19 protein-coding genes and 1 riboswitch are annotated in these 24,869 nt (G+C 70.2%); of the genes, 14 read left to right on the forward strand and 5 right to left on the reverse strand.

Going from position 1 to position 24,869, the window contains the following annotated elements:
* The first annotated feature begins 712 nt into the window (after positions 1–712).
* Positions 713–815: riboswitch (guanidine-I (ykkC/yxkD leader) on the forward strand.
* A gap of 46 nt (positions 816–861) precedes the next feature.
* The 6 genes from ACFO60_RS13805 (at position 862) to glgX (ending at position 7,677) form a co-directional block, all read left to right on the forward strand.
* Complete coding sequence (locus tag ACFO60_RS13805) at positions 862–2,031, forward strand: agmatinase family protein (protein ID WP_380840524.1); 1,170 nt, start codon at positions 862–864, stop codon at positions 2,029–2,031.
* Between the two features lie 15 nt (positions 2,032–2,046).
* Positions 2,047–3,033, forward strand: a complete 987-nt coding sequence (locus ACFO60_RS13810; protein WP_380840525.1) for an ABC transporter substrate-binding protein — start codon at positions 2,047–2,049, stop codon at positions 3,031–3,033.
* Between the two features lie 233 nt (positions 3,034–3,266).
* Positions 3,267–4,040, forward strand: a complete 774-nt coding sequence (locus ACFO60_RS13815; RefSeq protein WP_380840526.1) for an ABC transporter permease — start codon at positions 3,267–3,269, stop codon at positions 4,038–4,040.
* Complete coding sequence (locus tag ACFO60_RS13820; protein WP_380840527.1) at positions 4,037–4,804, forward strand: ABC transporter ATP-binding protein; 768 nt, start codon at positions 4,037–4,039, stop codon at positions 4,802–4,804. Before ACFO60_RS13815 ends, ACFO60_RS13820 begins: the two co-directional genes overlap by 4 nt.
* A 42-nt stretch (positions 4,805–4,846) precedes the next feature.
* A complete protein-coding gene (locus tag ACFO60_RS13825; RefSeq protein ID WP_380840528.1) occupies positions 4,847–5,275 on the forward strand; it encodes an OsmC family protein in 429 nt (142 codons plus the stop codon).
* Positions 5,276–5,553: 278 nt separating this feature from the next.
* Positions 5,554–7,677 (forward strand): glycogen debranching protein GlgX, encoded by a 2,124-nt coding sequence (gene glgX / locus ACFO60_RS13830; protein ID WP_380840529.1) that lies wholly within the window; start codon positions 5,554–5,556, stop codon positions 7,675–7,677.
* A 63-nt stretch (positions 7,678–7,740) separates the two neighbouring features.
* Here glgX and ACFO60_RS13835 read toward each other — a convergent pair whose 3' ends face one another.
* From ACFO60_RS13835 to ACFO60_RS13845, 3 genes are all read right to left on the reverse strand, one after another.
* A complete protein-coding gene (locus ACFO60_RS13835) occupies positions 7,741–8,217 on the reverse strand; it encodes a hypothetical protein (RefSeq protein WP_380840530.1) in 477 nt (158 codons plus the stop codon).
* Between the two features lie 5 nt (positions 8,218–8,222).
* Positions 8,223–14,876 (reverse strand): RHS repeat-associated core domain-containing protein, encoded by a 6,654-nt coding sequence (locus tag ACFO60_RS13840; RefSeq protein WP_380840531.1) that lies wholly within the window; start codon positions 14,874–14,876, stop codon positions 8,223–8,225.
* A gap of 540 nt (positions 14,877–15,416) precedes the next feature.
* On the reverse strand, positions 15,417–15,812 hold the full coding sequence (locus ACFO60_RS13845) for a hypothetical protein (protein ID WP_380840532.1): 396 nt from the start codon (positions 15,810–15,812) through the stop codon (positions 15,417–15,419).
* 170 nt (positions 15,813–15,982) lie between these two features.
* Between ACFO60_RS13845 and ACFO60_RS13850 the strand changes: the two genes are divergently transcribed.
* The 4 genes from ACFO60_RS13850 to ACFO60_RS13865 are packed head-to-tail and all read left to right on the forward strand — an operon-like array spanning position 15,983 to position 18,683.
* Entirely contained in the window at positions 15,983–16,705 is a 723-nt protein-coding gene (locus ACFO60_RS13850) for a pyrimidine reductase family protein (RefSeq protein ID WP_380840534.1), read from the forward strand.
* Entirely contained in the window at positions 16,702–17,838 is a 1,137-nt protein-coding gene (locus tag ACFO60_RS13855; RefSeq protein WP_465269881.1) for an ATP-dependent DNA ligase, read from the forward strand. The genes ACFO60_RS13850 and ACFO60_RS13855 overlap by 4 nt, the downstream gene beginning before the upstream one ends.
* 51 nt (positions 17,839–17,889) lie before the next feature.
* Positions 17,890–18,129: a helix-turn-helix domain-containing protein gene (locus ACFO60_RS13860; RefSeq protein WP_380840535.1), complete on the forward strand. Its 240-nt coding sequence runs from the start codon at positions 17,890–17,892 to the stop codon at positions 18,127–18,129.
* Positions 18,126–18,683, forward strand: a complete 558-nt coding sequence (locus tag ACFO60_RS13865) for a hypothetical protein (protein ID WP_380840537.1) — start codon at positions 18,126–18,128, stop codon at positions 18,681–18,683. The genes ACFO60_RS13860 and ACFO60_RS13865 overlap by 4 nt, the downstream gene beginning before the upstream one ends.
* A 120-nt stretch (positions 18,684–18,803) precedes the next feature.
* Here the strand turns inward: ACFO60_RS13865 and ACFO60_RS13870 are convergent, their stop codons facing one another.
* Positions 18,804–19,610, reverse strand: a complete 807-nt coding sequence (locus ACFO60_RS13870; RefSeq protein WP_380840539.1) for an alpha/beta fold hydrolase — start codon at positions 19,608–19,610, stop codon at positions 18,804–18,806.
* Between the two features lie 57 nt (positions 19,611–19,667).
* Between ACFO60_RS13870 and ACFO60_RS13875 the strand changes: the two genes are divergently transcribed.
* From ACFO60_RS13875 to ACFO60_RS13885, 3 genes are all read left to right on the forward strand, one after another.
* Positions 19,668–20,210: a PadR family transcriptional regulator gene (locus tag ACFO60_RS13875; protein ID WP_380840540.1), complete on the forward strand. Its 543-nt coding sequence runs from the start codon at positions 19,668–19,670 to the stop codon at positions 20,208–20,210.
* A 130-nt stretch (positions 20,211–20,340) separates the two neighbouring features.
* Positions 20,341–21,528, forward strand: coding sequence for a carbohydrate kinase family protein (locus ACFO60_RS13880; RefSeq protein ID WP_380840541.1), 1,188 nt, complete (start codon positions 20,341–20,343; stop codon positions 21,526–21,528).
* Between the two features lie 196 nt (positions 21,529–21,724).
* A complete protein-coding gene (locus ACFO60_RS13885) occupies positions 21,725–22,978 on the forward strand; it encodes a C39 family peptidase (RefSeq protein WP_380840542.1) in 1,254 nt (417 codons plus the stop codon).
* Positions 22,979–23,036: 58 nt separating this feature from the next.
* Here ACFO60_RS13885 and ligD read toward each other — a convergent pair whose 3' ends face one another.
* Positions 23,037–24,056 carry a non-homologous end-joining DNA ligase gene (ligD, locus tag ACFO60_RS13890; RefSeq protein WP_380840543.1) on the reverse strand — a complete coding sequence of 340 codons (1,020 nt, stop codon included), beginning with the start codon at positions 24,054–24,056 and terminating at the stop codon, positions 23,037–23,039.
* A gap of 125 nt (positions 24,057–24,181) precedes the next feature.
* Here ligD and msrB point away from each other — a divergent pair, with 125 nt between their 5' ends.
* The gene (gene msrB, locus ACFO60_RS13895) at positions 24,182–24,586 is read left to right on the forward strand and encodes a peptide-methionine (R)-S-oxide reductase MsrB (RefSeq protein ID WP_380840544.1); all 405 of its coding nucleotides are present in this window, start codon (positions 24,182–24,184) and stop codon (positions 24,584–24,586) included.
* Positions 24,587–24,869 lie beyond the last annotated feature (283 nt).

Raw genomic sequence — 24,869 nt, forward strand, 5'->3', positions numbered from 1 at the left:
CTGGTGGCCCTTCACCATGCGCCTGCCGTCAACTGGGCTCGGATCGTTCGGCGGCTGATCACTGATGCCATCCCCTCGGCCGTCGCCGGCGCCGTCCGCGCCGGCGACGTCCGCGGCGACGCGGGCAAGTACCACGATGGCGGCCCCGAAATTTTCGAGGCATCGCGTTAATATTGCGGAAATATAGGAGTCCCGCAAGGGCACGTCAAGATTGTGGTCAACTCCCGCACGGCCAGTCAACCTGGCTTTGTGTCCCGTCACGGCCGTTCGGGCCCGTCGCCGCCGAGGTTTCCGAAAGTTTGCGATAGTTTCCGCCTGGCGCGTCACGCTGTCGCGATGTTTCCGTTATCTGCACCGGTTGCCGCCATGTGAACCTTTCACGGCCGATACGAGCACATGGAGAACACTTACGGCGCGAACCCCCAGGTGACAGGGCGAATCGGCGACGCCGGGCCACCGCTCCGGCGTCCTGCCGCATTGACGCGCCCACCCGCATCGGGTTTGATCCGCCGCACGGTCGCCGCCGTGAGGGCCCGCACACGGTGCGTCACCACGCCGGCGGGGACGAAAATCGCACGGGCGAGCCGTCGCCGGTCCGCACGGCCGTCCCGCCGGAGGCGGTACGTACGTAGTACGTCACCGATCCGCTACGGACGGGAAACACCGTGGAAACAGCTCACGGCTGTCATGAAGGGGACTCACCGGCCTGCCGGTGAGGCGCACCTAGGGTTCCGCCCTCGCCGGCCGCGAGGGGCTGGTCCGAGAGGGGCAGGCGGCCTCCGGCCGTTCCACGGCGGGACAAAAACCCGGGAGACAGTCATGTCGGCTGCCTCCTGTGAGGCGTTTCCGAAAGGGAGTGCCGTGGGTCACCTCCACGACCACTACGGACCCGAAGCCCGCTACGCCGTCGAACGCGAAGCCGCGCTTCCTGACACCATGCACCGGCGCGAGATCGAACGGGGCCTGGAATACGGCCTGCCGGGCGCCGAGTCGATCGTCGACCGGACGATCCCGACCTTCTCCCGAGGGGAGCTGCCGCACTTCGCCGGGATCAACACCTTCCTCAAGGCGCCTTACGTCGAGGACGTGCGGCGCTGCGGCGAGTACGACGTGGCCGTGCTCGGCGCGCCGTTCGACGGCGGCACGACCTACCGTTCGGGCACGCGCTTCGGCCCGCAGGGCATCCGCAAGATCTCGGCGCTCTACGGCCCCTACAGCTTCGAGCTGGGCGTCGACCTGCGCGAGTCCATCACGATCGCCGACCTCGGGGACGTCTTCACCATCCCGGCGAACATCGAGAAGACCTTCGACCAGATCAGCAAGGCGGTGTCGCACGTCTACGCCAGCGGGGCGTTCCCCGTGGTGCTGGGCGGCGACCACTCGATCGGGTACCCGACGGTGCGCGGCATCGCCGAGCACGTCCAGGGAAACGTCGGCATCATCCACTTCGACCGGCACGTCGACACCCAGGAGACCGACCTCGACGAGCGGATGCACACCACGCCCTGGTTCCACGCGACCGACATCCCGAACGTGCCCGCGAAGAACCTCGTCCAGATCGGCATCGGCGGATGGCAGGCGCCCCGGCCGGGCGTCAAGGTCGGCAGGGAGCGCGGCACCACCATCATGACCGTCACCGACTGCGTCGAGATGGGCATCGAGGCCGCCGCCGAGCGCGCGCTGGAGGTCGCCTGGGACGGCGCCGAGGCGGTGTGGCTGTCGTTCGACGTCGACTGCCTGGACGCCGCCTTCGTCCCCGGCACCGGCTGGCCGGAGCCGGGCGGCTTCCTCCCCCGCGAGGTGCTGAAGTTCATCCAGCTGATCGCCGGCGCCCGGCCGCTCGCCGGGATCGAGGTGGTCGAGTGCGCGCCGCCGTACGACAACGCCGAGATCACCGCCCTCATCGCGACCCGGGTCATCTGCGACACCCTCGGATGCCTCGTCCGCGCCGGCCACCTTCCCAAGCGCGCCGGCGCCCGGCCCGGCGGCCCCGAGCCCACGGGCACGAACGTCAACGCTTCGCAAGCCTGAGAGGGGAGCCGTGTGATGCTCCGACGCCTCATCCTGCCCGCCGCCGTCCTCCTCGCCCTGAGCACCGCCTGCGCCGCGACGCCGGACGCCGCGACGCCCGCCGCCTCCGGCGTGCCGACGGTCAAGCTGGGGTTCAGCGCCTGGCCCGGCTGGTTCCCCTGGCAGGTCGCCGACAAGAAGGGGCTGTTCGCCAAGAACGGCGTCAAGGTGGAGCTGAAATACTTCGACAGCTACACCGACAGCCTCAACGCCCTGGCCACCGGCAACATCGACGCCAACAGCCAGACGCTCAACGACACGCTGGCCTCGGTCGCCGGCGGCGCCAAGGAGACCGTCGTCCTGGTCAACGACAACTCCACCGGCAACGACCAGATCATCGCAAAGGAGGGCGTCAAGAGCCTGGCCGACCTCAAGGGCAGGACGGTGGCGGCCGAGCAGGGCACCGTGGACCACTACCTGCTGCTGCTCGCCCTGCGGAAGGCGGGCCTGAGCGAGGCGGACGTGGAGTTCCAGCCGCTGCCCACCGACGCGGCCGCCGCGGCGTTCGTCGCGGGACGGGTCGACGCGGTCGGCGTCTTCGCCCCCTTCACCACCACCGCGCTCAAGCGGGCCGGCAGCACCACGATCGCCAGCTCCAAGGACTTCCCCGGCGCCATTCCCGACCATCTGGTGGTCACCGCCGACCTGCTGGGCAGGGACCCCAAGGCCGTGCAGGCCCTGGTGAAGACCTGGTTCGACACCATCACCTGGATCGGCGCCAACCGGGCCGAGGCCGTGCAGATCATGGCCGAGCGCGCCGGCGTGAGCGTCGCCGACTACGAGACCTACGAGAAGGGCACGACGATCTTCACGCTGGAGGAGAACCGGACGGCGTTCGCCGGCGAGCTGCCCGCGCGCGCCAAGCAGATCTCCGAGTTCCTGGTCTCCAGCAAGCTGGTCGACGCCGCTCCATCGCTGGAGGGCCTGCTGGAACCCAAGTTCGTCCAGGCGGTGCAGCCATGACCCCCGTCCCCGCCCCGGCGGGAGCACCGATGCCCCCGCCCTCCCCCGAGGCCCCGACGCCCCGGCCCTCCTCCCCGGGAGCCGCCGCGCCCCAGCCTTCCCCCGAAGCCGCCGCGCCTCAGCCTTCCCCCGAAGCCTCGGCGCCACGGCCTTCGCCGGGAGCCGCCGCGCCGGGGCCTTCGCCGGGAGCATCGGACGGCCGTCCCTGGGCCGGGCCACGCAGGGCCGGGCGGGTGCGGCTGCTCGACAGCGCCGTCTCCGCCCGGACGGCGTGGGTGCTGCGCGCGCTGTCGGTGCTCCTCCCTCTCGCCGCCTGGCAGGCGCTCAGCGCGAGCGGCCTGGTCAATCCGACCTTCCTGCCCTCCCCCGCCGCCGTCTGGGCGGCGGGCGCGGACATGGCGGCCTGCGGCGAGCTCTGGTCGGACCTGGTGGCGAGCCTCGGCCGCATCGGGCTCGGGTTCGCGCTCGCCGTGCTGATCTCGGTGCCGCTCGGCTTCGCGATGGGCGCGCTGCCCTGGGCCCAGTCCCTGGCCGAGCCGCTGATCGGCCTGCTGCGCTACCTGCCCGCCTCGGCCTTCATCCCGCTGCTGATCATCTGGCTGGGCATCGGCGAGGCGTCCAAGGTGGCGCTGCTGGTGCTCGGGGTGGTCTTCTTCAACACGCTGATGACCGCCGACGTCGTGCGGCGGGTGCCCCGCAGGCTGCTGGAGGTGTCGGCGACGCTGGGCGCGCGGCGCCTCAGGGTCGCCTTCCGCGTGGTGTTCCCGTACGCGCTGCCCGGCGTCATCGACGCGATGCGGGTCAACGCGGCGGCGGCCTGGAACTTCGTGGTCGTGGCCGAGCTGATCGCGGCCACGTCCGGGCTCGGATACCGGATCACCCGCGCGCAGCGGTTCCTGCAGACCGACCGCATCTTCGCGATCCTCGTGGTGATCGGCCTGATCGGCCTGGCCATCGACATCCTGCTCCGCGTGCTGCGCGCCCGCATCGGCAGGTGGGCCGCGTGACGCTGCGTCTCGACGGGGTCGGCAAGGAGTTCGCGCCAGGGCGGCCGGTGCTGGCGGACCTCGACCTCACCATCGCGCCCGGGGAGTTCGTCTGCGTGGTCGGCGCCAGCGGCTCGGGCAAGTCGACCCTGCTCTCGCTGATCGCCGGGCTGACCCGGCCCACCACCGGGCGGGTGCTGCTGGACGGCGAGGAGGTCACCGGGCCGGGGCCCGAGCGCGGGCTGGTGTTCCAGACCGCGTCGCTCTACCCGTGGCGCAGCGTGGCGCGCAACGTCGCCTTCGGGCTGGAGGCGCTCGGCCTGCCCCGCGCGCGGCGCGACGAGCGGGTCGGCCGGCTGCTCGACGAGGTCGGGCTCGCCCACCTGGCCGGCGCGCTACCGGGGAGGCTGTCGGGCGGCCAGCAGCAGCGGGTCGCCATCGCGCGGGCTCTCGCGTGCTCGCCGCGCGTGCTGTCGCTGGACGAGCCGTTCGGCGCGCTCGACGTGCAGACCAAGGAGGACATGCAGCTGTTCGTCCGCCAGGTGTGGCAGGAGGAGCCGACGACCGTCATCATGGTCACCCACGACGTCGAGGAGGCGGTCTTCCTCGCCCAGAGGGTGCTCGTGCTGTCCTGCGACCCCGGCAGGATCGCCCGCGACCTCGCCGTCGACCTGCCGGTGGAGCGGACGCTCCCCGTGAAGCGCTCGCCCGCGTTCCTGGCGCTGCGCGCCGAGGTGGAGGATCTGGTCCGAGCCGAGCACCGCGCGCATCAGGCGCGCGTGTAGGTTCGGGCATGCAACCACCTCAGTATTGAAGGGAAGATCGCCATGGCGACGACACGTACCGCGACGACCCAGTGGAAGGGCGCGCTGATCGACGGCTCGGGCACCGTCTCGCTCAACACCTCCGGCGTGGGCGCCTTCGATGTCACCTGGGCCTCGCGCTCGCAGGACGCGAACGGCAAGACCAGCCCCGAGGAGCTCATCGCGGCCGCGCACTCCTCGTGCTTCTCCATGGCGCTCTCGCACGGGCTCGCCCAGGCGGGCACGCCGCCGCAGCAGGTCGAGACCAAGGCCGACGTGACCTTCCAGCCGGGTGAGGGCATCACGGGCATCGTGCTCAGTGTGCGGGCGCAGGTGCCCGGCATCTCCGCGGAGGACTTCCAGACCGCCGCCGAGACCGCCAAGGCCGGCTGCCCGGTGAGCAAGGCCCTCGCCGGCACCACGATCACGCTGAACGCCGAGCTGATCGGCTGACAGGGCGCCTCCGACCCCCGCGTGCGACGATCGCGCGGGGGTCTCGCCTTGCCGGGCGTCGCGCTCGCCGCCGCCCGTGCGACGCCCTCTGTGGCGGGAAAGATCTGGTAAATCAGACGCGCGGCCCTAAACTCGACTGTAGAGCCGGAACGCAAGCATCCAGGTCTGCGGCAACGGAGTCCCGAAGAAAGGAGATCACGGGCGCCCGGATCACGACAGAGCAACAGCCGCACGATCGAACTGCACCGCGAACCGTCCCACGACCACAATGAGGCTACATGCGTGAGGTCTGGCCTGGTGAGCCGTACCCTCTGGGCGCCACCTGGGATGGCGTGGGTACGAGCTTCTCGCTCTTCTCCGAAGTCGCGGAGCGGGTCGAGCTCTGCCTTTTCGACGACGCCGGCCAAGAGACCCGCATCGACCTTCCCGAGGTCGACGGGTTCGTCTGGCACGGCTACCTGCCCGGCATCATGCCCGGCCAGCGGTACGGCTACCGCGTGCACGGGCCGTACGACCCGGCCGCGGGGCACCACTGCGACCCCGGCAAGCTCCTGCTCGACCCCTACGCCAAGGCGATCGAGGGCGAGGTCCGCTGGGACAAGTCGCTGTTCGCCTACCAGTTCTCCGACCCGTCCCGGCGCAACACCGACGACAGCGCGCCCTACATGCCGAAGAACGTGGTGGTCAACCCGTTCTTCGACTGGGGGTCCGACCGCCCGCCCCGCACGCCGTACCACGAGACGGTGATCTACGAGGCGCACGTGCGCGGCCTGACCATGCGCCACCCGGACGTGCCCCACGAACAGCGCGGCACCTACGCCGGCCTGGCGCACCCGGCCGTGATCGACCACCTGGTCGCCCTCGGCGTGACGGCCGTGGAGCTGATGCCGGTGCACCAGTTCGTTCCCGAGCACGCGATGGTGGCCCGCGGCCTGACGAACTACTGGGGCTACAACACGATCGCCTTCCTGGCCCCGCACAACGCCTACTCGAGCTCCGGCGGGCGGGGCGGGCAGGTGCTGGAGTTCAAGGCGATGGTCAAGGCCCTGCACGAGGCCGGCATCGAGGTCATTCTCGACGTGGTCTACAACCACACCGCCGAGGGCGACCACATGGGCCCCACGCTGGCCTACCGCGGCATCGACAACGCCTCCTACTACCGGCTGCTGGACTCCGACCGGCGCCTGCTGCTCGACTACACCGGCTGCGGCAACTCCCTGAACGTCCGCTCCCCCCACGCCCTGCAGCTGATCATGGACTCGCTGCGCTACTGGGTCATGGAGATGCACGTCGACGGCTTCCGGTTCGACCTGGCCGCCGCGCTGGCGCGCGAGCTGCACGACGTGGACCGCCTGTCGGCGTTCTTCGACCTGATCCAGCAGGATCCGGTGATCTCCCAGGTCAAGCTCATCGCCGAGCCGTGGGACGTGGGTCCAGGCGGCTACCAGGTGGGCAACTTCCCGCCGCTCTGGACCGAGTGGAACGGCAAGTACCGCGACAGCGTGCGCGACTTCTGGCGTGGCGGCCCGTCGGTGCTGCCCGAGTTCGCCTCACGCCTGGCGGGCTCCTCCGACCTGTACGCGACCAGCGGCCGCCGTCCGGTCGCCTCCATCAACTTCGTCACCTGCCACGACGGCTTCACGCTGACCGACCTGGTCTCCTACGACCACAAGCACAACGAGGCCAACGCCGAGAACAACCGCGACGGCACCGACGACAACCGCTCCTGGAACTGCGGGGCCGAAGGGCTGGCGGAGGACCCCGCGATCATCCGGCTGCGCCGGCGCCAGCGTCGCAACTTCCTGACCACCCTGTTCGTGTCGCAGGGCGTGCCGATGCTGTCGCACGGCGACGAGCTCGGCCGCACCCAGCTGGGCAACAACAACGCCTACTGCCAGGACAACGAGGTGTCCTGGGTCGACTGGTCGCTGCTCCGGTCGGAGTCCGGGCTACTGGACTTCATCCGCGCGCTCGCCGCGTTCCGCAAGCGACATCCCGTCTTCCGCCGCCGCCGCTTCTTCCTCGGCCGGGTGCCCGAGGGCGACGTCCGCGACATCGTGTGGCTGACGCCGTCGGGCAAGGAGATGACCTCCGGCGACTGGCACAGCGGCTTCGGCAAGGCGATGGCGGTCTTCCTCAACGGGGAGGCGATCAGCGAGCCGGGCCCGCGCGGCGAGCGGATCACCGACGACTCCTTCCTGCTGCTGGTCAACGCCCACCACGAGAACATCACCTTCACGCTTCCCGGCGGCGAGTTCGGCCCCGGCTGGCAGCCCGTCCTGGACACCGCCGAGGAACGCGTCGACCTGACCAACCCCTCGGGCGCGGTGCACCGCCCCGGCTCCCTGGTCGCGGTGACCAGCCGGTCCATGCAGATCCTGCGCTCCACCACCCGCCCCTGACGGCGCGCCGCCGCCGCGGCGCCGCGGGCGGTCGAGCGCTCACGCCGGCGGGGTGACGATCGGTCATCCGAAATGCCGAAGCTTGACTATGACGAGCGAATCGGGTGAGCGGACTTCGGAGCCGAGCTTGTCCGCCACCCTTTCCTCTGGTTCGATGCCTCCTTTTCCCTTCCAGCTCTTCAAGAAGGCCGCGAAGTGCTCGACGTAGGCCATCGTCTGCCAGCGGGACGACTCCATGGTGACCGTCTCGTCATCCGCCGACTGCTCCGACCACCCTTTGGACTTCAGGTGAGAGACGACATGGCCGACGGCACCGCCGACGTCGGGGCCGGCGTCGAGCACCAGGTATTCGTACTCGAATATCGGGTCGCTCGCATTCGTCTTGTCTTCGGCGAAGGCCACCAGTCTCCCTCCGGCGGCCAGTTCGTCACGCACGCGGTCGTCCACGCGCACGGTGCCCGTGCATCCGGCAGTGACGGCAGAGAGGAGGAGCAGGCCGGCCGTGATCGCCGCGATGTCTCGAAGTCGTCGATGCCTCACGCCCCTCACCATACTTTGTACCTCTGAACCATGGTCCAGAACTCCCTGCCTCTCGGCCCGTAATACTTCCACAGCTCGCGCCTTTCGAAGGCCTTCGGGTATGCGGAACGCAGCTTCGGGTTCCAGCGCGCCTTGGCCAGTTTCTTGTACGTATCCTCTCCTGTGGCATAGGCGATGAACGCCTCGGAGTCCGAGATGTGCAGTTTTGATTTCAGGTCTCTGAGATAGGCGGCGGCCAGCTTTATCCCCCAATTGTTGTCATTGAGGAGCATGTCCCACGCCTTTGCCTTGCTGACCTTTTTCCCGTAGTACTCCGACAGCAGATACTGAGCCACATCCGCGCGCATCTGGCCGATCCCGGTGGTCTCACCCGGTCCGTACTTTCCTACCAGCTTGGAGATCCCTCCTGCCTGATACTCGAGCCAGCCCTTGCCTTCGATGAGCAACAGGGCCGCTAGAACCGCAGGGTCGATGCCGTTTTCCGACGCGGCCGCCTCGATCTCGTCCCACCACGGGAGCAGCGCGCTCCAATCTGGGTAGTACTGACCGTCACAGGGAGTTCCCTGCGGAGAGTCAGGACTACAACCCCAGTTCAACTTGAGCTGGCGGATGGTCTCTTTCTCTCTGTGCTTGGCACACTTCTCTTTCCCCCACTTTCGTTCACACTCTTGCTTGTTCTTTTGCTGTTTACGCCACTTGACGCATTCCTGTGAGTTGTTCTTCGCGTTCGAGCAGTCGCCCGGGTCGCCCCCCTGGGCCGCCAGACCGGTTGGATCGGAGAGGCCGATGGGGTTTCCCCCCGAGTAGGCGTAGGGATTGGACAACTGCGGGTGCTGAGTGTCCAGAAGCGGGTCGGTACTGATGAACTTCGCCAAGGCGGGGTCGTAGTACCGTGCGGAGAGCTGGTCCAGACCGGTGGAGGCGTCTTCCACCTTGCCAAGGAAACCGCGGTCGGTGAAGGGCAGATCGTCGTCGCCGCGTCGCCCCCCGTAGGGCAGGTACCGTTCCCGGGAGATGCGTCCGGTGGAGTCGTCGATGGCCAGTTGCTGACTGCCGTGCAGGCCGGCGGTGAGCCAGGTAAGTCCGGCGCCGCCCGCGCGCATGGCGACGATGGCACCGTCGGCGGTGGTGTAGTACCGCTTGCCCGTGACCTGACCGCCGGACAACTCCAGTTCCATCTCGCCGAGGTAGAGGGCGACCTTGCCTCCCGGCTCCCGGCGGAGCAGACGCTCGCCGTCGGCGTCGTACACCATGGTGGTGTCCGCACCGGCGACGGTGGCCTTGGTGAGCTCCCCCAGCTCGTCCCACTCGAATGTGCTGCCCTTGCCGGCTGCCTGGCGAGTGGTCATCTGGCCCGCATCGTCATAAGCGTAGGTGTCGGTAGTGCCCCCCGGGCGGTCGACAGCGGTCACCGCGTTCGGGCGAACCGCCGTGCTACCGGCCGCAGGGTATCGATAGGTGGATTTCTGGCTGTTGTCGGTCAACGCTGTCAGGTTGCCGACCCCGTCGTACTCGTAGGTCTGCCGGTAGGGGTCCACGCCCAGTCCGTCGGCTCCGGGCTCGCCGGCGGCACACGAGGTGGCCGTGGTGGTCCACCCGGCCGACAGTCTCCGGAGCCCGTCATAGGAGAAGCACTCCGACTGGGCCGCCGTGCCGCCGGAAGTGGCGGACGCGGCGTCGAGCACCCGGGCGATCTGGCCGGAGACGTCGTAGAAGTACTGGTCGTCTTGGGCGAGCTGGGGAGCGGAGGTGTCCGCCTTGGTGGTGGTCGTGACACGTGAGAGCAGTCCGGTGGTGTTGTCCCAGCTCAACACGCGCTTGACCTTACCTGAAGGTCCATACGAGCGTTCGGCCAGGCGGGCGGTCGGGGTGTAGACGCTATCCCTGACGTAGGTGAATCCGCCGAGGTCCGAACCCATCCCTTTGAAGAGCCCCAGATCCGTATAGCTGTAGGTGATCTTCTCCTCTGGCAGACCGCCCGCGGCGGGCATGCCACGCTCGGCGACCTCTCCAGAAGGCGTGTACGTGGTCGTGAAGGTGTAGTCGCGTCCCAGCGCGCCCGCCGACTGAGGAATGGTGACAACAGAACCGGTGGGACGTCCCATCAGGTCGTAACCGGTGACCCGGTCGATGTAGGCGTCGCCGCCGACGTAACGAGTCGACGAGGTCAGTTCGCCCTTGGCGAGGGTGTCATATACCCATTCGGCCAGTTTGGTGCCGCTGTCGGGGTCGCCCGACCAAAGAGCCGTCTTACGCCCTATGTCGTCATAGCCATAGGAGATCTTCTGCCCCTTGCCGTTCTTGCTCCAGGCCAACCGGCCGGCACCGTCGTAAGCCGCCTGGCCACTGCCGGCGTCAGGATCGGAGAAGGCGATGCGACGGTTGAGCAAGTCGAAGGTGAATGTCCGGACGTTCCCATTGGGATCGGTCATTTTGACGAGGTTGCCGTTGAAGTCGTAGGCGTAGGTGGTGTCGTGGTGTGCAGACTGGTTCGCCCACTCCTCGATTTTCACGACCCGGTCGTGGGCGTCAGTGCGGTAGACGGTCTTCCCCCCGGTCGGCGGCTGGGTCTCGTATCGATCCCCGAAGTAGCCGGTGGAAGTACGGCGTAGTTCGGCAGAGCCGGCGTAATCGACTTGGGCGACGACCTGTTCCGCGCCGTCATAGACGATCTTGGACCATTGGGGTACGGCAGCGAGAGACGCGTTGACCAGACCAGAGCCCGGGGCTGCGGTGTTGTGGAAGGGGCTGGTCGTCGTGGCGGTCAGGCCACGGCCGTCGTAAATGGTGGCAGTGACGATACGTCCACCGGCCGGGGAACCGCCCTGCCGCTCCCGCGGGCGTCCCTGCCCGTCCATGTAGGTGACGTCGGACTGCCAGACAGCAGTGGCGCCGCTGCCCGATCGCAGCCTGGCGACGGTATTACCGGCCGCCGATGTGGGCTGGCCGAGATTGCCGTCATAGGGCATGGAGTAAGAGATCTTCGCAGCGGGCGTGGCGCCACCCTTGGGTCTCTCCGCCGTCCAGAGGGTGGTGGTCCGGCCCAGCGCGTCGTAGTCGATGTTGACGGCATGGCCGTTGGCGTCCTGCAGGCCGACCGGCTTGCCATTCCAGGGCGAAGGCCAGGTGATGGTCACGTGGCTCAAGGCGTTGGTGACTCTCACCCCATCTGCGGGATACCCGACAGCCGGACTGTAGGCCGTGGTCGTGGTCTTCCCCGACGCATCGGTCGCCGAGACGGCACGACCATAGTTGTCGAAACCCGCCTTGGTGGCGACCGATTCGGAGTCGCTGGAGTAGCCACGCGCCTCCGTGAGGTTGCCCTTGACCGGTGAAGTGCCGGGGCTTGTCGCGCCGTCGTAGAGATTGACGACCCGGCCGAGCAAAGCACCTGTGCTGCAGGCGTCCCCGGCGCGGCTCTCGACGGTGGCGGAATAATTCAGCAGCCATTTGGTGGTGTTGCGGGCGTAGGTGGTGGTGGTGCAGGTGTTGTCGGTGGCGTCGCCGGTCTGGCCGTAGTCGTTGACCTTGGTGGGCAGGCCGTAGGCGTCGTAGGCGGTGCGCCGGTCGGTGTAGCGGAAGCCGCTGGTGACGGCTTCGCGGGTGACCTGGCGGGTGGTGTTGATGAGCAGGGGGTCGTAGACGCCGGGGCCGTCGCCGGTGGAGACGGTGGTGTACTCGTACCGGATGGAGCCCACTTCCACGTACCCGCCGAGGGTGGGGCCGCCGGGAGGCGTGGGGGTCGGGGTGGGGGTCGGGGTGACCGTGGGCGTGACGGTCGGCGTCACCGTCGGGGTCGGGGTCGGGGTCGGGGTCGGGGTGACGGCGCAGTTGCCGAGGTCCTTCCAGACGCTGGTGACCACGCCGGGTTCGGCGCTGACGGTGGCCTGCAGGGCTTCCCAGTGGTGGTTGACCCAGGTGACCTTGGCGCCCTTGGAGTAGGAGGCGAACCGCTGCCAGGTGGGGTAGGTGCAGGCCAGGACGGCCTTCGCGGTTGCGTCCCGTGTTCCGAGCAGGTCGTACAGGCCGTTCAGCAGGGTGCGGGCCGGTGCGAGGGCGGCGGTGATCAGGCGGACGCCGCTCGGTGTGGTGATCTTCCGCCGGTCCTGCGCTTGTGCGGCGGCGAGAGGTTGCGGGCGGGCGCCGGAAGCCCGCGGCGGGGCGATGGGCCCGGCGGCGGCCGGTCGTGCCGCGGCCGGAGCCGCGGCGGACGCGGCGGTGCGGGCGCCGTTGAGGGTGGTGGCGCGCCAGGTCTGTTCCTGCAGGGTGCGTCCGGCCAGGGCGCGGCGGTCGTTGTAGGTGTTGCCCTCGAAGTCGGTGACCTGGGTGTTCTTGGTGGTGCCGTCGGCGCGGGGGTCGTCGTACATGCCGCGGTAGAAGGAGGTGGTGGTGACGCTGTGGTCATCGGGGCCGGCGCCGGCGCCCTTGATGGTGCGGACGGTCTGGTAGCCGCGGAACTCGTCCCAATCTTCGGACAGCGTCTTGCAGTAGCCGCTGACCGGCGGGTTGCACAGCACCCCGGACAGGGTGGTGGCGCGCATGTAGTTGAAGGGCCGTGCCCAGGCGGGGGTGCCGAGGTACTCGTACCGGACGGGCATGTCGGGTGAGCCGCCGACCAGGTCCTTCTCGACGGTCTGGGTGACCAGCCACTTCATGTACACCGCGCGACTGGTCCGGGAGATGCCGTTGGCGTCGTAGTAGCCGCCCAGCGTGGCCAGGTAGCAGTCGCGGGTGTTGGCATCCCAGCCGGTGGTGGGGTAGCCCGAGGGGTAGGGGCAGGGGTTGGCCTGGCCGTAGAACACATCGGTGCGCCCGCCGAGCCCGTTGTACACCGAGGAGATGCGGGGCATGCGCAGCCGGGACTTGCCCTGGGCCTCGTCGTAGTCGGCGCGGTTGTCCAGCAGGGTGGCCTCGAAGTCCACCGGTGGCAGGGCGATGTCGGGGCCGTCGCCGGCCAGGCCGACCGGGCGCAGGGTGTCCAGCCACAGCACCGGACCGGCCGGCGGCAGGCCTTGCAGCAGTTGGGTGTAGACCCACTTGTAGCCGGCCTCCAGCCGGTACACCTGGTCCCAGGCTGTGGTGGCCGGGTTGTACACCGAGGTCACCACGGTGTTCAGCCGCTTGGAGATGTAGAACGCCGGGCCTGGGGTGTCACACGGCTGGATCACCTCCGGCGAACCCGACGGGCAGTCCAGGTCGGTGGGGGTGTCGTTGTCCCACGGAACCCCTGAGGCGGGCGGCTGTCCGCGGTCGACGGCGTTGAAGGTCACCCGGGCGGTGTGCGCCGACCCCGCCACATTGGTGTTGCGGCCGTAGGCGACCTGGGCCAGGTAGCCGCCGCGGTCGTAGGCCACCCGGAACGGCGTCGGGTCCCACACGCTGCTGGGTTGGCACAGCGCGCCGACGGTCTTGCAGTACCAGTTCTGCTCGCGGGTGTAGGTGTAGTCGACCACGTTGCCGTTGGGGTCGATCTCCTGGTCCAGGTTCCACCGCCAGGTGGCGTTGCACAGCCCCGGCGTGCCGCTGGCCGAATAGCTGGACCGGCACGGCTCACCGGTGTCGTCCCCCACATAGGCGGTCTGCCAGTTGGCGTCCCGGGTCGCGCCGAACCGGTAGGTGGTGCCGTCGACGGTGGTGACCACCCAGGACGCCAGCCCGGAGCCGGCGTCCACCACGTAGGCGATCTTCCAGCCGTAGTCCTCGACCGTCTTCCACCCGCCCGTGGTCCGGTCCTTGACGATCGCCGAGGACTTGCCGTCCACCGACAACGTCAGGTGCGAGGTGGTGTAGTCGGTCGTCGCCGAATCACCGTCGTTCTCATCCGGCGACTCCCAGCACAGATGCTTCCAGTTGCGCTGATCGGGATTCTTGTTCGTCTCGGCCACATCATCCGAGCACGGCCGGAACCGCCGCTCGATGAACCCGGTGGAGACCTCCCACCCCATGCCCGCGACAGACGCCTGATTGTTGGTGTAGTTGGTCAGCCCGTCGATCGCCGAGGACGAATACGACAACGCCAGCTCGGGAGCGTTGCCGGCCACCGGCGGCGGCGCCGGGATCGGATAGGAGTAGGAGAACCCGCCACCCGACAGCCCCACCTGCCAGGAACCGGCCGCCTTCAGATCGGTCGCCGCGAAGTTGCCCGTCCCCGAACCCGGATCCCCCGCCGCCGCGGCCGCCGCCAGCACGTACACGTCGCCGCCGGTCGCCGAGGAGGACGGAGCAGCCTCCACCTCCGCCACCACCTGACGCGAGGCGACGTCATTGCGGGACGGCACCACGCGTGCCTTCTCCGCCGCCTTCACACACGCCGCGTGGGGGCGGGCGGCGAGCACACAGGCCGGCATCTCGATCACACCGAGTCGAGCGACGGCTCCTACGGGAAGGGCACTGACGAAGCTGGAGTAGTCCAGGCTGACCTGGACCCGGCCGGGCGCCGTGCCACCGTCGGTCCGCGACAGGCGTACGCCCAGGGCCACGCCGCCCAACTGCTTGGCGACATCCGCACCCAGGGTCTCCACCCGCACCTTGCCCGGAGGGGTGGCGTTACCCGCTTTGCCCACCGCGACCGGCAGCCCGGGCACTTTGGCGGGAGCGGCGCCGACGGCGACCTCGGCTGAGCCCGTGCTCGGCCACACGACCGCGGCAGCCTTTCTCACCGGTGGCGGGGCATCCTCCGCGCCATGGACATCCGCCACTTTCGGGATCGGATGGCCCGCTACCGAGCGCTCCCCGGAGGTGGCATCGGGCAGAGAAGACGACGCCCAACCGGTGACGACACCAACACTGCCGACCAATAACGCGACGGCGAGAATCGCGAGCGACCAAATTTGAGCACGCCGAAAACGCATGCGACATTCCTCCGAAAAGCCCCGTCGACCAGCGGCGCCGCCACTCAGTGACGCCATAAAGAAAACATAAAGAAGGTAAAACGGGGATAATCATGACCAGCGTCACGAAGCCTGTCAATACGCGATCAGCTAGTCACTGGTCACAGTGAGCGATCATGGCCAGCCAGAGCGACGGCAGAGGTACCTGGGACGCTTGAATACAGCAAGATCGCGAGTCGGGCGCAGCTTCAAAGAACGCCACGTACTGGTCGCGGGCCCCGGTGGCCGCCCGCAGCGGCCTGTCGAGGTCCACGATCGGGCGGATCCGGCGCGACTTCGGGCTCGAACCGCGCCAGGCCGGCACCTTGACTAGCGGGTCGTGGTGGCGAGCAGGACCAGGACGAAGGTCGTCAGGGCGGCGAGGCCGTGCAGGGCGACCGCGATGACCGGGAAGCCCTGCTCGGCGCCTCTGGCGTGCCTGCCGGCGCCGAGCCATCGGGTGAACATGGTGAAGCCGAGCAGGAGGGCCGGGATGAGCAGGCCCAGCGACAGCCAGACGTAGCCGCGCCGGTCGCTGAGCAGGAAGCCCGCCCACGCGACGAGCGAGCAGACCCCGAGGACGGGGTGCAGGAAGACGAGCGTGGCGGGGAAACGGGTCACCTTGGTCTTCTGCTGGCGCAGCCCTCCCCCGGCCAGCCACCGGAACAGTAGATAGACGCCGAACCCCGCCGTAACCAGCCACATCGCCACAGCCGCCAGCCGCACTCGCCACTCCGATCCGAAAGGACGCCGTTCCCCTCCCCTACATCTCGGCACGGCCGGGTAACGCTACGCATCGCATATCTCACATATGGCTATATAGGCCGAACTATTAGTCCGGCGACCTTGCCGCCCCCTCCCCGACCTGCCCGTCCGCTTGTGCCAAGGTAGGAACCGTGCGACGGATCCTTCCCAGCCCCGCGGACGACGTCGATCTCGCCCATGCCTACGCCTACCCCGGGCCCGAGTGGCTGCGCCTGAACATGGTGGCCGGCGCCGACGGCGGCGCCTGGCTCAAAGGCGTGTCAGAAGGCCTCTCCGGCAAAGGCGACCGGCGCGTCTTCGGCGTCCTGCGCGGCCTTGCCGACGTGGTGCTCGCCGGCGCCGCCACGGTGCGCACCGAGGCGTACGGGCCCGCCCGCCCGCGCTCCTCCTGGCGCGAGCTGCGCCTGGGGCGGCCGCCCAGTCCGCCCATCGCCGTGATCACCCGGCGTCTCGACCTCGACCTGGCCAGCCCGCTGTTCACCGAGGCCGAGCCGCACGCCAGGACCATCGTGATCACCACGGAACGCGCTCCCAAGGACCGCCGCGACGAGGCCGGCAGGAACGCCGAGGTGATCGTGGCCGGCGACGAGCGGGTCGACATGTCCATCGCCGTGGCGTCGCTGCGCGAGCGCGGACTCGGCCGCGTCCTGTGCGAGGGAGGCCCGAGGATCAACGGGCAGCTCGCGGCGGCCGGCCTGGTCGACGAGCTGTGCCTGACGATCAGCCCGGTCCTGACCGGCGGCGACGCCGCCCGCATCCTCAACGGGCCCGCCTCGCACGTCCCGCTCCGCCTCGCGCACCTCCTCGAGGAAGAAGGATTCCTCTTCTGCAAGTACACCCGGGAGCCGAGATGACCCTCCCCAACCAGCCGCCTGCCCGCGCCGCCCGTTCCGCCCCGCCGGTGCCGCCGCCCGAGATGGACCTGCCGGTGCCGCCGCCGGTGGCGCCGATGCTGGCCAAGGCGGTCAAGGCGCTGCCCGCGCAGGACGGCACCCTTCTGTACGAGCCGAAATGGGACGGCTTCCGGTGCATCGTCTTCCGCGAAGGCGACACCGTGTACCTGGGCAGCCGCAACGAGCGGCCGTTCAACCGCTACTTCCCCGAGCTCGTCGAGGCGGTGAAGCGCGAGCTGCCCGAGCGGTGCGTCGTCGACGGCGAGATCGTCCTGCGCCAGGGCCAGAACCTCGACTTCGACGCCCTCCAGCAGCGCATCCACCCGGCCGCCTCGCGGGTCAAGCTGCTCGCCGAGCGCACACCGGCCTCGTTCGTCGCCTTCGACCTGCTCGCGCTGGGCGGCGAGAGCCTGATGGAGACCCCGTTCGGCGAGCGCCGCGCCCGGCTCGTCGAGGCCCTGGCGGGCGCGGGCGACCGCGTCCGCCTCACCCCCGTCACCGCCAGCGACGAGCGCGCGGGCGAGTGGTTCGAGATGTTCGAGGGCGCGGGGCTGGACGGCATCGTGGTCAAGCGCACCGACCAGCCCTACGAGCCCGACCGGCGCACGATGTTCAAGGTCAAGCACGAGCGCACGGCCGACTGCGTCGTCGCCGGATACCGCGAGCACAAGTCGGGGCCGATCGTCGGGTCGCTGCTCCTCGGCCTGTACGACACCTCCGGCGTGCTGCACCACGTGGGCGTGGCGGCGTCGTTCCCGATGAAGCGCCGCGCCGAGCTGATCGACGAGCTGAAGCCGCACCTGCTGGAGGACCTGGGCGGGCATCCCTGGAGCTCGTGGATGGCGCAGGACGAGGGCACCGCCCAGCGCATGCCGGGGGCGATCTCCCGTTGGAGCGCGGGCAAGAACCTCGCGTTCGTCCCGCTGGACCCGAAGCTGGTGGTCGAGGTGGCCTACGACCACATGGAGGGCAACCGGTTCCGGCACACGGCCCAGTTCCGGCGCTGGCGCACCGACCGCACGCCCGAGTCCTGCACCTACGCGCAGCTCGAAACGCCGGTCGGCTACAACCTGGACGACATCCTGGCCCGCTGATCGCCGTCAGCCGATGCTGACAAACGCGCCGCGTCAGCTTATGCTGACACCATGAGCGCATCGACCGAGCTCGCCGCGGCCGCCGACAGCCGCGATCCCGCCACGGGCCTTGCCGCCGTCGCCGCCCTGCGCAGGCTCCTTGAGGAGCTGGAGGCCGCGCACGTCGGCAACGCCCGGGCACAGGGCTGGTCGTGGGAGGCGATCGCCGCCGCCCTCGGCGTCCGGCGGCAGACGGCGCACAGGAAGCACGCCCACCGGCTCACCGGCGACACCTCAGGGAGTGAGAGATGAGCATGTTCGTCAGGTTCGCCCCGGCGGCGCGGCAGGCCATGATCAGGGCGGGCCTGCTCGCCGTGGACGCGGGCCGCGCCGACCTCGACGAGGACGTCATCCTGCTGGCGCTGGCCGAGACCCGGCCCTTCGACGGGCCCCTGGACGGCTTCCGCCTGACCCCCGAGACGGTCCGGGCCGCCATGGGGTCCGCGCCGGGCGACCGCGAGCTGCTCGCCACGCTGGGCGTCGATCTGGACGAGGTGCGGCGGCGGGTGGCCGGGCTCGCGCGCACCGACGATCCGGCGCGCTGGTCCCTGCGGCGGTCGCGGTGGCGCCCGCTGCGCGTGACGCTCTCGGGGCCCGTCCACGACCTGCCGCTCACCGCGAAGGCCAGGAAGGTCGTGGAGGTCGCCATGCACCGGCGCGGGCCGGCCTGCCGGGTGAGCGGCGAGGACCTGCTGTGCGGCCTGCTCGCCGACGGCGCCGGCCGATCGGTGCGCATCATGCGCGCCGGCGGCGTCGACTTCCGTCACCTGGCCGCGGGCCTCGGCTTCCTCCGCCAGGCCGCCTGAACACCGCCTCCCGGGCCGCCGCGCCCCCGTGACACCGCCACCGGCCTCGGCGGCCACCGGCCAGGCCGCCTGGACGCGCGGGCCCGGCCCCCGCACGAGCCCGCGCGCCGGCTCCGGGGCTCACCCCCGGTGCCGGTCCACGAACGTCATGATCGTGTCCAGGACCTGCGGCCCGTGCGGAGTGTCGAACAGCCACGACGCGTGCGCCGACTCGTCCTCGATGACGACGGCCTGCCGGTCGGGCGCGCGGGTGGCCGCGTCGTCGGCCTCACGCATGCGTTTCGGCCGGTCGGCGTCGTAGGCGCCGGCGATCTGCAGCAGCGGCACCGTGAGCCGGGCCGCCTCGTCGGGAAGGGGCGCGCCCGCGAGGGCGACCACCGCGGCGACGCGGTCCCCCAGTTTCAGGGCGGCGCTCACCGACAGCGTGCCGCCCATCGAGCCGCCGGCCAGGACCAGGCGCCGCACGCCGCGCTCCTTGCCCAGCCGCTCCGCCATGTCCACGATGTTGTCCTCCGGGATGGCTTCAAGGTCACGGGCGTACAGGAGCACGCGATAGCCGGAGGCCACCAGCCGGTCGGCCAGAGGGCGCCAGGTGCACGCGTTGCCGCCGCGCTCGTAGGAGATCACGACGCCCGTGGAGCCCTTGCCCATCACGACGCCGGGCAGGTCCTCCTTGCCGTAGGTGAAGATCTTGCCGTCGTCCTTGGTGTAGCACCCCGAGAGGTTCGGCCCCTTCGGGATCGGGCGCGCCGGGGACGGCGATGGGGTGGACGCCGGGGAGGCCGTGACCGCCGGCGTCGACGCGGGTGTGCCGGACGCCGCGGGACCGGAGCCGGCGGCCGGCCCGTTCGCGCTGGTCGTGCCCGTCTCACCGCCGCACGCGCTCAGCACCGTGACCAGTACCGCCAAGCCGACGATCGCTCGCATGACCACCTCGCTCTATGTCTAAACTGACATAGAGCCGCACACTACACTCGGTGGGCGATGCCATCAACACTTGGTTTCGCGATCCTGGCCGCGCTGGCCAAGGGCGCGAAGACCGGCTACGAGCTCACCGCGGTCATGAACCGCCCGGTGAGCTACTTCTGGACGGCCCGCCACAGTCAGATCCACGCCGACCTGCAGAAACTGCTCACCGACGGCCTGGTGCGGTTCGAGGCCGAGCACGGGCCCGGGCCGCAGGGCAAGAAGGTCTACCACCTGACCTCCGAGGGCAGGGCGGTGCTGCGCGAGTGGGTCACCGAGCCGCCGCGCGCCCGCACCGAGCGCGACGAGCTGGTCCTGAAGACCTTCGCTTCCTGGCTCGCCGACCCGGCCGAGATGGCCGAGCTGTTCCGCGTCCAGCTGGCCCTGCACGAGGAGCGCATCGCCCATTACGAGCACCAGCAGGCGAGCTTCGAGCGCACCCCCGACCCCGGCGAGCCGGCCTTCGGAAATTACGCGACCCTGTGGTGCGGCCTCAGCTACGAACGCCACCGCGCCGCGTGGTGCCGATGGATGATCGAGCGCCTCGATCCGGCCGCATGATCGTCCCCGCCACGTCCCGCCGGCCGGCGGCGCCCGCCTTGACCTGCCGCACCACGGTCGTCCGCCTTGATATGGACGGCCGGAACATGCAAGAGTCTCACATCTTCGCACGTCGAGGAGGACCCCTGCCGTGTCAGCCCAGGCATACGACCCACTGGCCGGACGACGCAGCCCGGACGGGCCGGAGTTCGACGTGTTCACAGCGGGCACCGTCTTCTTGGACATCGTCTTCACGGGCCTTCTGGCCATGCCGGCCGCCGGCGCCGAGGTGTGGGCGGACGGCATGGGGTCCTGCCCGGGCGGCATCGCCAACCTCGCCATCGCCTCCAGCCGCCTCGGGCTGCGCACCTCGATGGCCGCCGCGTTCGGCGACGACGACTACGCCGACTTCAACTGGCGCATCCTGTCGGAGCAGGAGTCGGTCGACCTGTCGCGCTCGCGCCGGTTCCAGCAGTGGCACTCCCCGGTGACCGTCTCGATGGCCGTCGACCGCGACCGCAGCATGGTCACCCACGGCCATCCCGCGCCCATGCCCATGACGCAGATGATCGGCCGCCCGCCCCGCTCGCGGGCCGTCATCGCACCGCTGTCGGCGGAGGAGCCTCTCGGCTCCGGCGACGAGCAGTGCAGCTGGGCCGATCTGGCGCGCAAGGACGGCGCGCTGGTCTTCGCCGACGTCGGCTGGGATCCCTCGGAGACCTGGTCGGCCACGGTGCTCGACCAGCTCTCGGTCTGCCACGCCTTCATGCCGAACGCCGTCGAGGCCATGGCCTACACGGGCACCGACACCCCGCGCGAGGCCCTGTACGCCATCGCCGACCGGGTGCCGCTCGCTGTGGTGACCGACGGCGCCAACGGCGCGATGGCCATCGACTCCACCACCGGCGAGGAGGCCTACGCCCCCGCCCTGCGGGTGACCGCGCTCGACCCGACGGGGGCCGGCGACGTCTTCGGGGCCGGCCTCGTGCTCGGCACCCTGTCGGGCTGGCCGCTGGCCGACCGCCTGTCGTTCGCCGGGGTCTGCTCGGCCCTCGCCGTCCAGCAGTTCGGCGGTTCGCTCGCCGCCCCCGGCTGGGGGGACATCGCCGACTGGTGGCACGAGGTGCGGGCGGCCTCCGCGAGCGGCCACAGCGGCGCCTACATCGACTCGCTGGCCCGCAGGTACGCCTTCCTGGACACGCTGGTGCCCGCCGTCCCCGTGGGCGCCGTGCGCCGCGCCGCCGCCACCATGTCCCGCCACGCCGACGTCGCGGGCGCCGCCGCGCCGGCCGGCCCGCAGGAGACCGCGAGCGAGACCGCCGGGAAGGACGCCGGCTGAACGTTCGCGGCGGCGCCGGGCGCTCTCACCGCCCCGCACGGGCGTGTCCGGCCTCGCGGCGCGTCACCCGGCGGCCTACGCGGGGCGATGTGGCCGGGACGTCACCTTTGTCTACTCATACGTAAACCATCCGATGCGAGCGGCGGTCGAAGGATCTACCGTCAGCGGCCAACCGACCGACAGGCAAGGTGAGCCCATGCGCGTGCTGACCGTGTTCCTCTCCGCCGTCCTGTTCACCGCGACCTACGCCGCGAGCCCCGCCGGGGCCGCGAGCGCCCCCGCCGCCGACACGGTGAACGTGACCTACCAGCGAGCCTCGTTCCACCAGGGCAAGGCCGAAGGCGTCGCCCCCGGCGCGACCCTCTCCTTCGCCCACCCCGTGGGCACCACCTCCTACACCGACGCCCTCGGCACCAAGAACTGGGAGTACGCCCGCTGGACCGGCAAGGAGCGGCCGATCGGCTTCGCCGCCACCGAGGCCGTCGCCTCCTGGAACGCCGACGTCCCCTCGGGAAGCTGGCTGCAGGTCGAGATGCGCGGCCGCAACTCCGCCGGGCAGACCAAGTGGTACGTGCTCGGCCGCTGGTCCTACGCCGAGGGCGACATCCTGCGGACCTCGGTGCCGAGCCAGGGCGACGACGACGGCTACGTCTCCGTCGACACCTTCGTCGCCGCGGACGACCGGCCGATCACGAGCTACCAGCTGCGCCTCACGCTGTACCGCACGCCGGGCTCCCACGTGAGGCCGAAGGTGCGGGCGCTGGGCGCGATGGTCTCGGCCGCCCCCGACCGCGCGACCGTGCCGGTCAGCCCCGGCGGCGCCGCGTGGGGGGTCGAGCTGAACGTGCCGCGCCGCTCGCAGAACGTCCACGCCGGCCACTATCCCGAGTGGGACGGCGGCGGAGAGGCGTGGTGCAGCCCGACCTCCACCACGATGGTCCTCGGCTACTGGGGCAGGTGGCCGAGCCCGCGTGACACCGCGTGGGTGGACCCCGCGGACCCCGATCCCGAGGTCGACCACGCGGCCCGGTACACCTACGACCACGCCTACGAGGGCGCGGGCAACTGGCCGTTCAACACCGCCTACGCCGGCCGGTACGGCATGGAGGGGTTCGTCACCCGGCTGCGCTCGCTGACCGAGATGGAGCGCCTGATCGCCGCGGGCGTCCCGGTCGTGACCTCGCAGTCGTTCAAGAAGGAGGAGCTGCCCGGAGCCGGGTACAGCACCAACGGCCACCTCATGGTGATCATCGGCTTCACCGCGACCGGCGACGTGATCGCCAACGATCCGGCCTCGCCGGACGACGCCGCGGTGCGCCATGTGTACCCCAGGGCGAACTTCGAGAACGTCTGGCTGCGCGGCTCCAGCAGCCGCGGCATCGTGTACGTCATCCACCCGCCGAACCGCCCCCTGCCGCCCACCACCCCCGGCCTGCCCGCCAACTGGTGACACCTCGCCCGGCGTCACCCGGCCGCCCGCCGCTCACCGAGCGGCGGGCGGCCGCGCGTCAGCTCGAACCGGGCTCACCGGTGTCGGGCCTGGCCTTGCTGGGCTGGACGCGTCTGGGCTCGCCGGGCATCTTGGGGTAGTTGGGCGGATAGGGCATGTCTCCGCGCTCGTCCTCGGCGTACCACTCGAGCAGCGGCTCGATGGAGAATGCGCGGTCGTCGATCTCGGCGTGCACGTCGCCCAGCTCGGCGAAGCGCGCGGGAACGGTGCGGATGTCGAAGTCGCGTGGATCGGCGTCGGACAGCTCATCCCAGGTGAGCGGCGTCGAGACGGGGGCGTTCGGCCTCGCCCGCACGGAGTAGGCGCTCGCGATGGTGCGATCACGCGCGTTCTGGTTGTAGTCGATGAAGACCTTCTCGCCGCGCTCTTCCTTCCACCAGGCGGTGGTGGTCAGGTCGGGGCGGCGGCGCTCGACCTCGCGGGCCAGGGCGATGGCGCTCTGGCGGACCTCGGTGAACGACCAGCGGCGCTCGATGCGCACGTTGATGTGGATGCCCCGGGTGCCCGAGGTCTTGGGGAAGCCGCGCATGCCGAGCTCGTCGAGGATCTCGCGCACGGCGAACGCCGTCGCGCGGGCGTCCTCGAAGTCGGTGCCCGGCTGGGGGTCGAGGTCGATGCGCAGCTCGTCGGGGTGCTCGACGTCGTCGGCGCGGGTGGGCCAGGGGTGGAAGTCGATCGTGCCCAGGTTGGCGCAGTAGGCGATGGCGGCGACCTCGGTGACCCGCAGCGCGTCGGCGCTGCGGCCGCTCGGGAAGCGGACGGTGACGGTCCGCAGCCAGTCGGGGTGACGGGGCGGGACGCGCTTTTGGTAGATCGCCTCGGTGAGCACGCCGTCGGGATGGCGCTTGAGGTAGGTGGGCCGGTCTCTGAGCGCGCGCAGCGCGCCCTCGCCGACGGACACGTAGTACTCGACCAGCTCGCGCTTGGTCGCGCCTATGCCGGGAAAGTAGATCTTGTCGGGGTTGGTGACCTTGACGGTGCGGCCCCCGACGTTGAGCTCGATGAACGGCGACGCCATGTCCCGACCGTACCCCGCGGCACCGACAGGAACCGGGCGGGCGGGCGCGCCGCGCCCGCTCACGAAGTGCTCACGTCCCCGCTCCGGGGGATCGCCCCCGCCGGCGCCCGCATAGGCTTGGGGACATGGAAAAGGTGGTCAAGAGCGAGTCCGAATGGCGCGTCCAGCTGTCCCCCGAGGAGTTCCGCGTGCTCCGCCAGGCCGGCACCGAACCCGCCTACACAGGCGAGTACGTCGACACCAAGACCGAGGGGGTCTACTCCTGCCGCGCCTGCGGGGCCGAGCTGTTCCGGTCCGGCACCAAGTTCGAGTCGCACTGCGGGTGGCCGTCGTTCTTCGAGCCGTCGGAGTCCGACGCCGTGGTCCTCATCGAAGATCATTCTCTCGGCATGTCGCGCGTCGAGGTCCGGTGCGCGCGCTGCGACTCCCACCTCGGGCACGTCTTCCACGGTGAGGGCTACGCGACCCCCACCGACGATCGCTACTGCATCAACTCCGTGTCCCTGCGGCTGGTCCCCGCCGATTCCTGACCCGGTGCCCCCGCGCTTCCTTCACGGTCCCATATGCCCGATTCGTAACGGAAAGCCAGCGGAATGTAACGGTCAGCGAGTATTCATGCCCCGGTACGGGTAGAGCCACAACCGGGCTCCCCGCCTCCGCGGGAGCCCGGGTCCGGGTTCGCGTTGGAGCGGCGTGCACTTTCGCCACAGGTGGGAGACGATCGAGGCCATCGGCCAGGTGGTCATACAGCGCTGCGCGGTCTGCGGCAAGACCCGCGTGCGCGTGAGCAGCCCGCCGCCCCCGCCCGAGGCC

Source organism: Sphaerisporangium dianthi (assembly GCF_042654065.1).
In the GTDB taxonomy this organism is placed as follows: domain Bacteria; phylum Actinomycetota; class Actinomycetes; order Streptosporangiales; family Streptosporangiaceae; genus Sphaerisporangium; species Sphaerisporangium dianthi.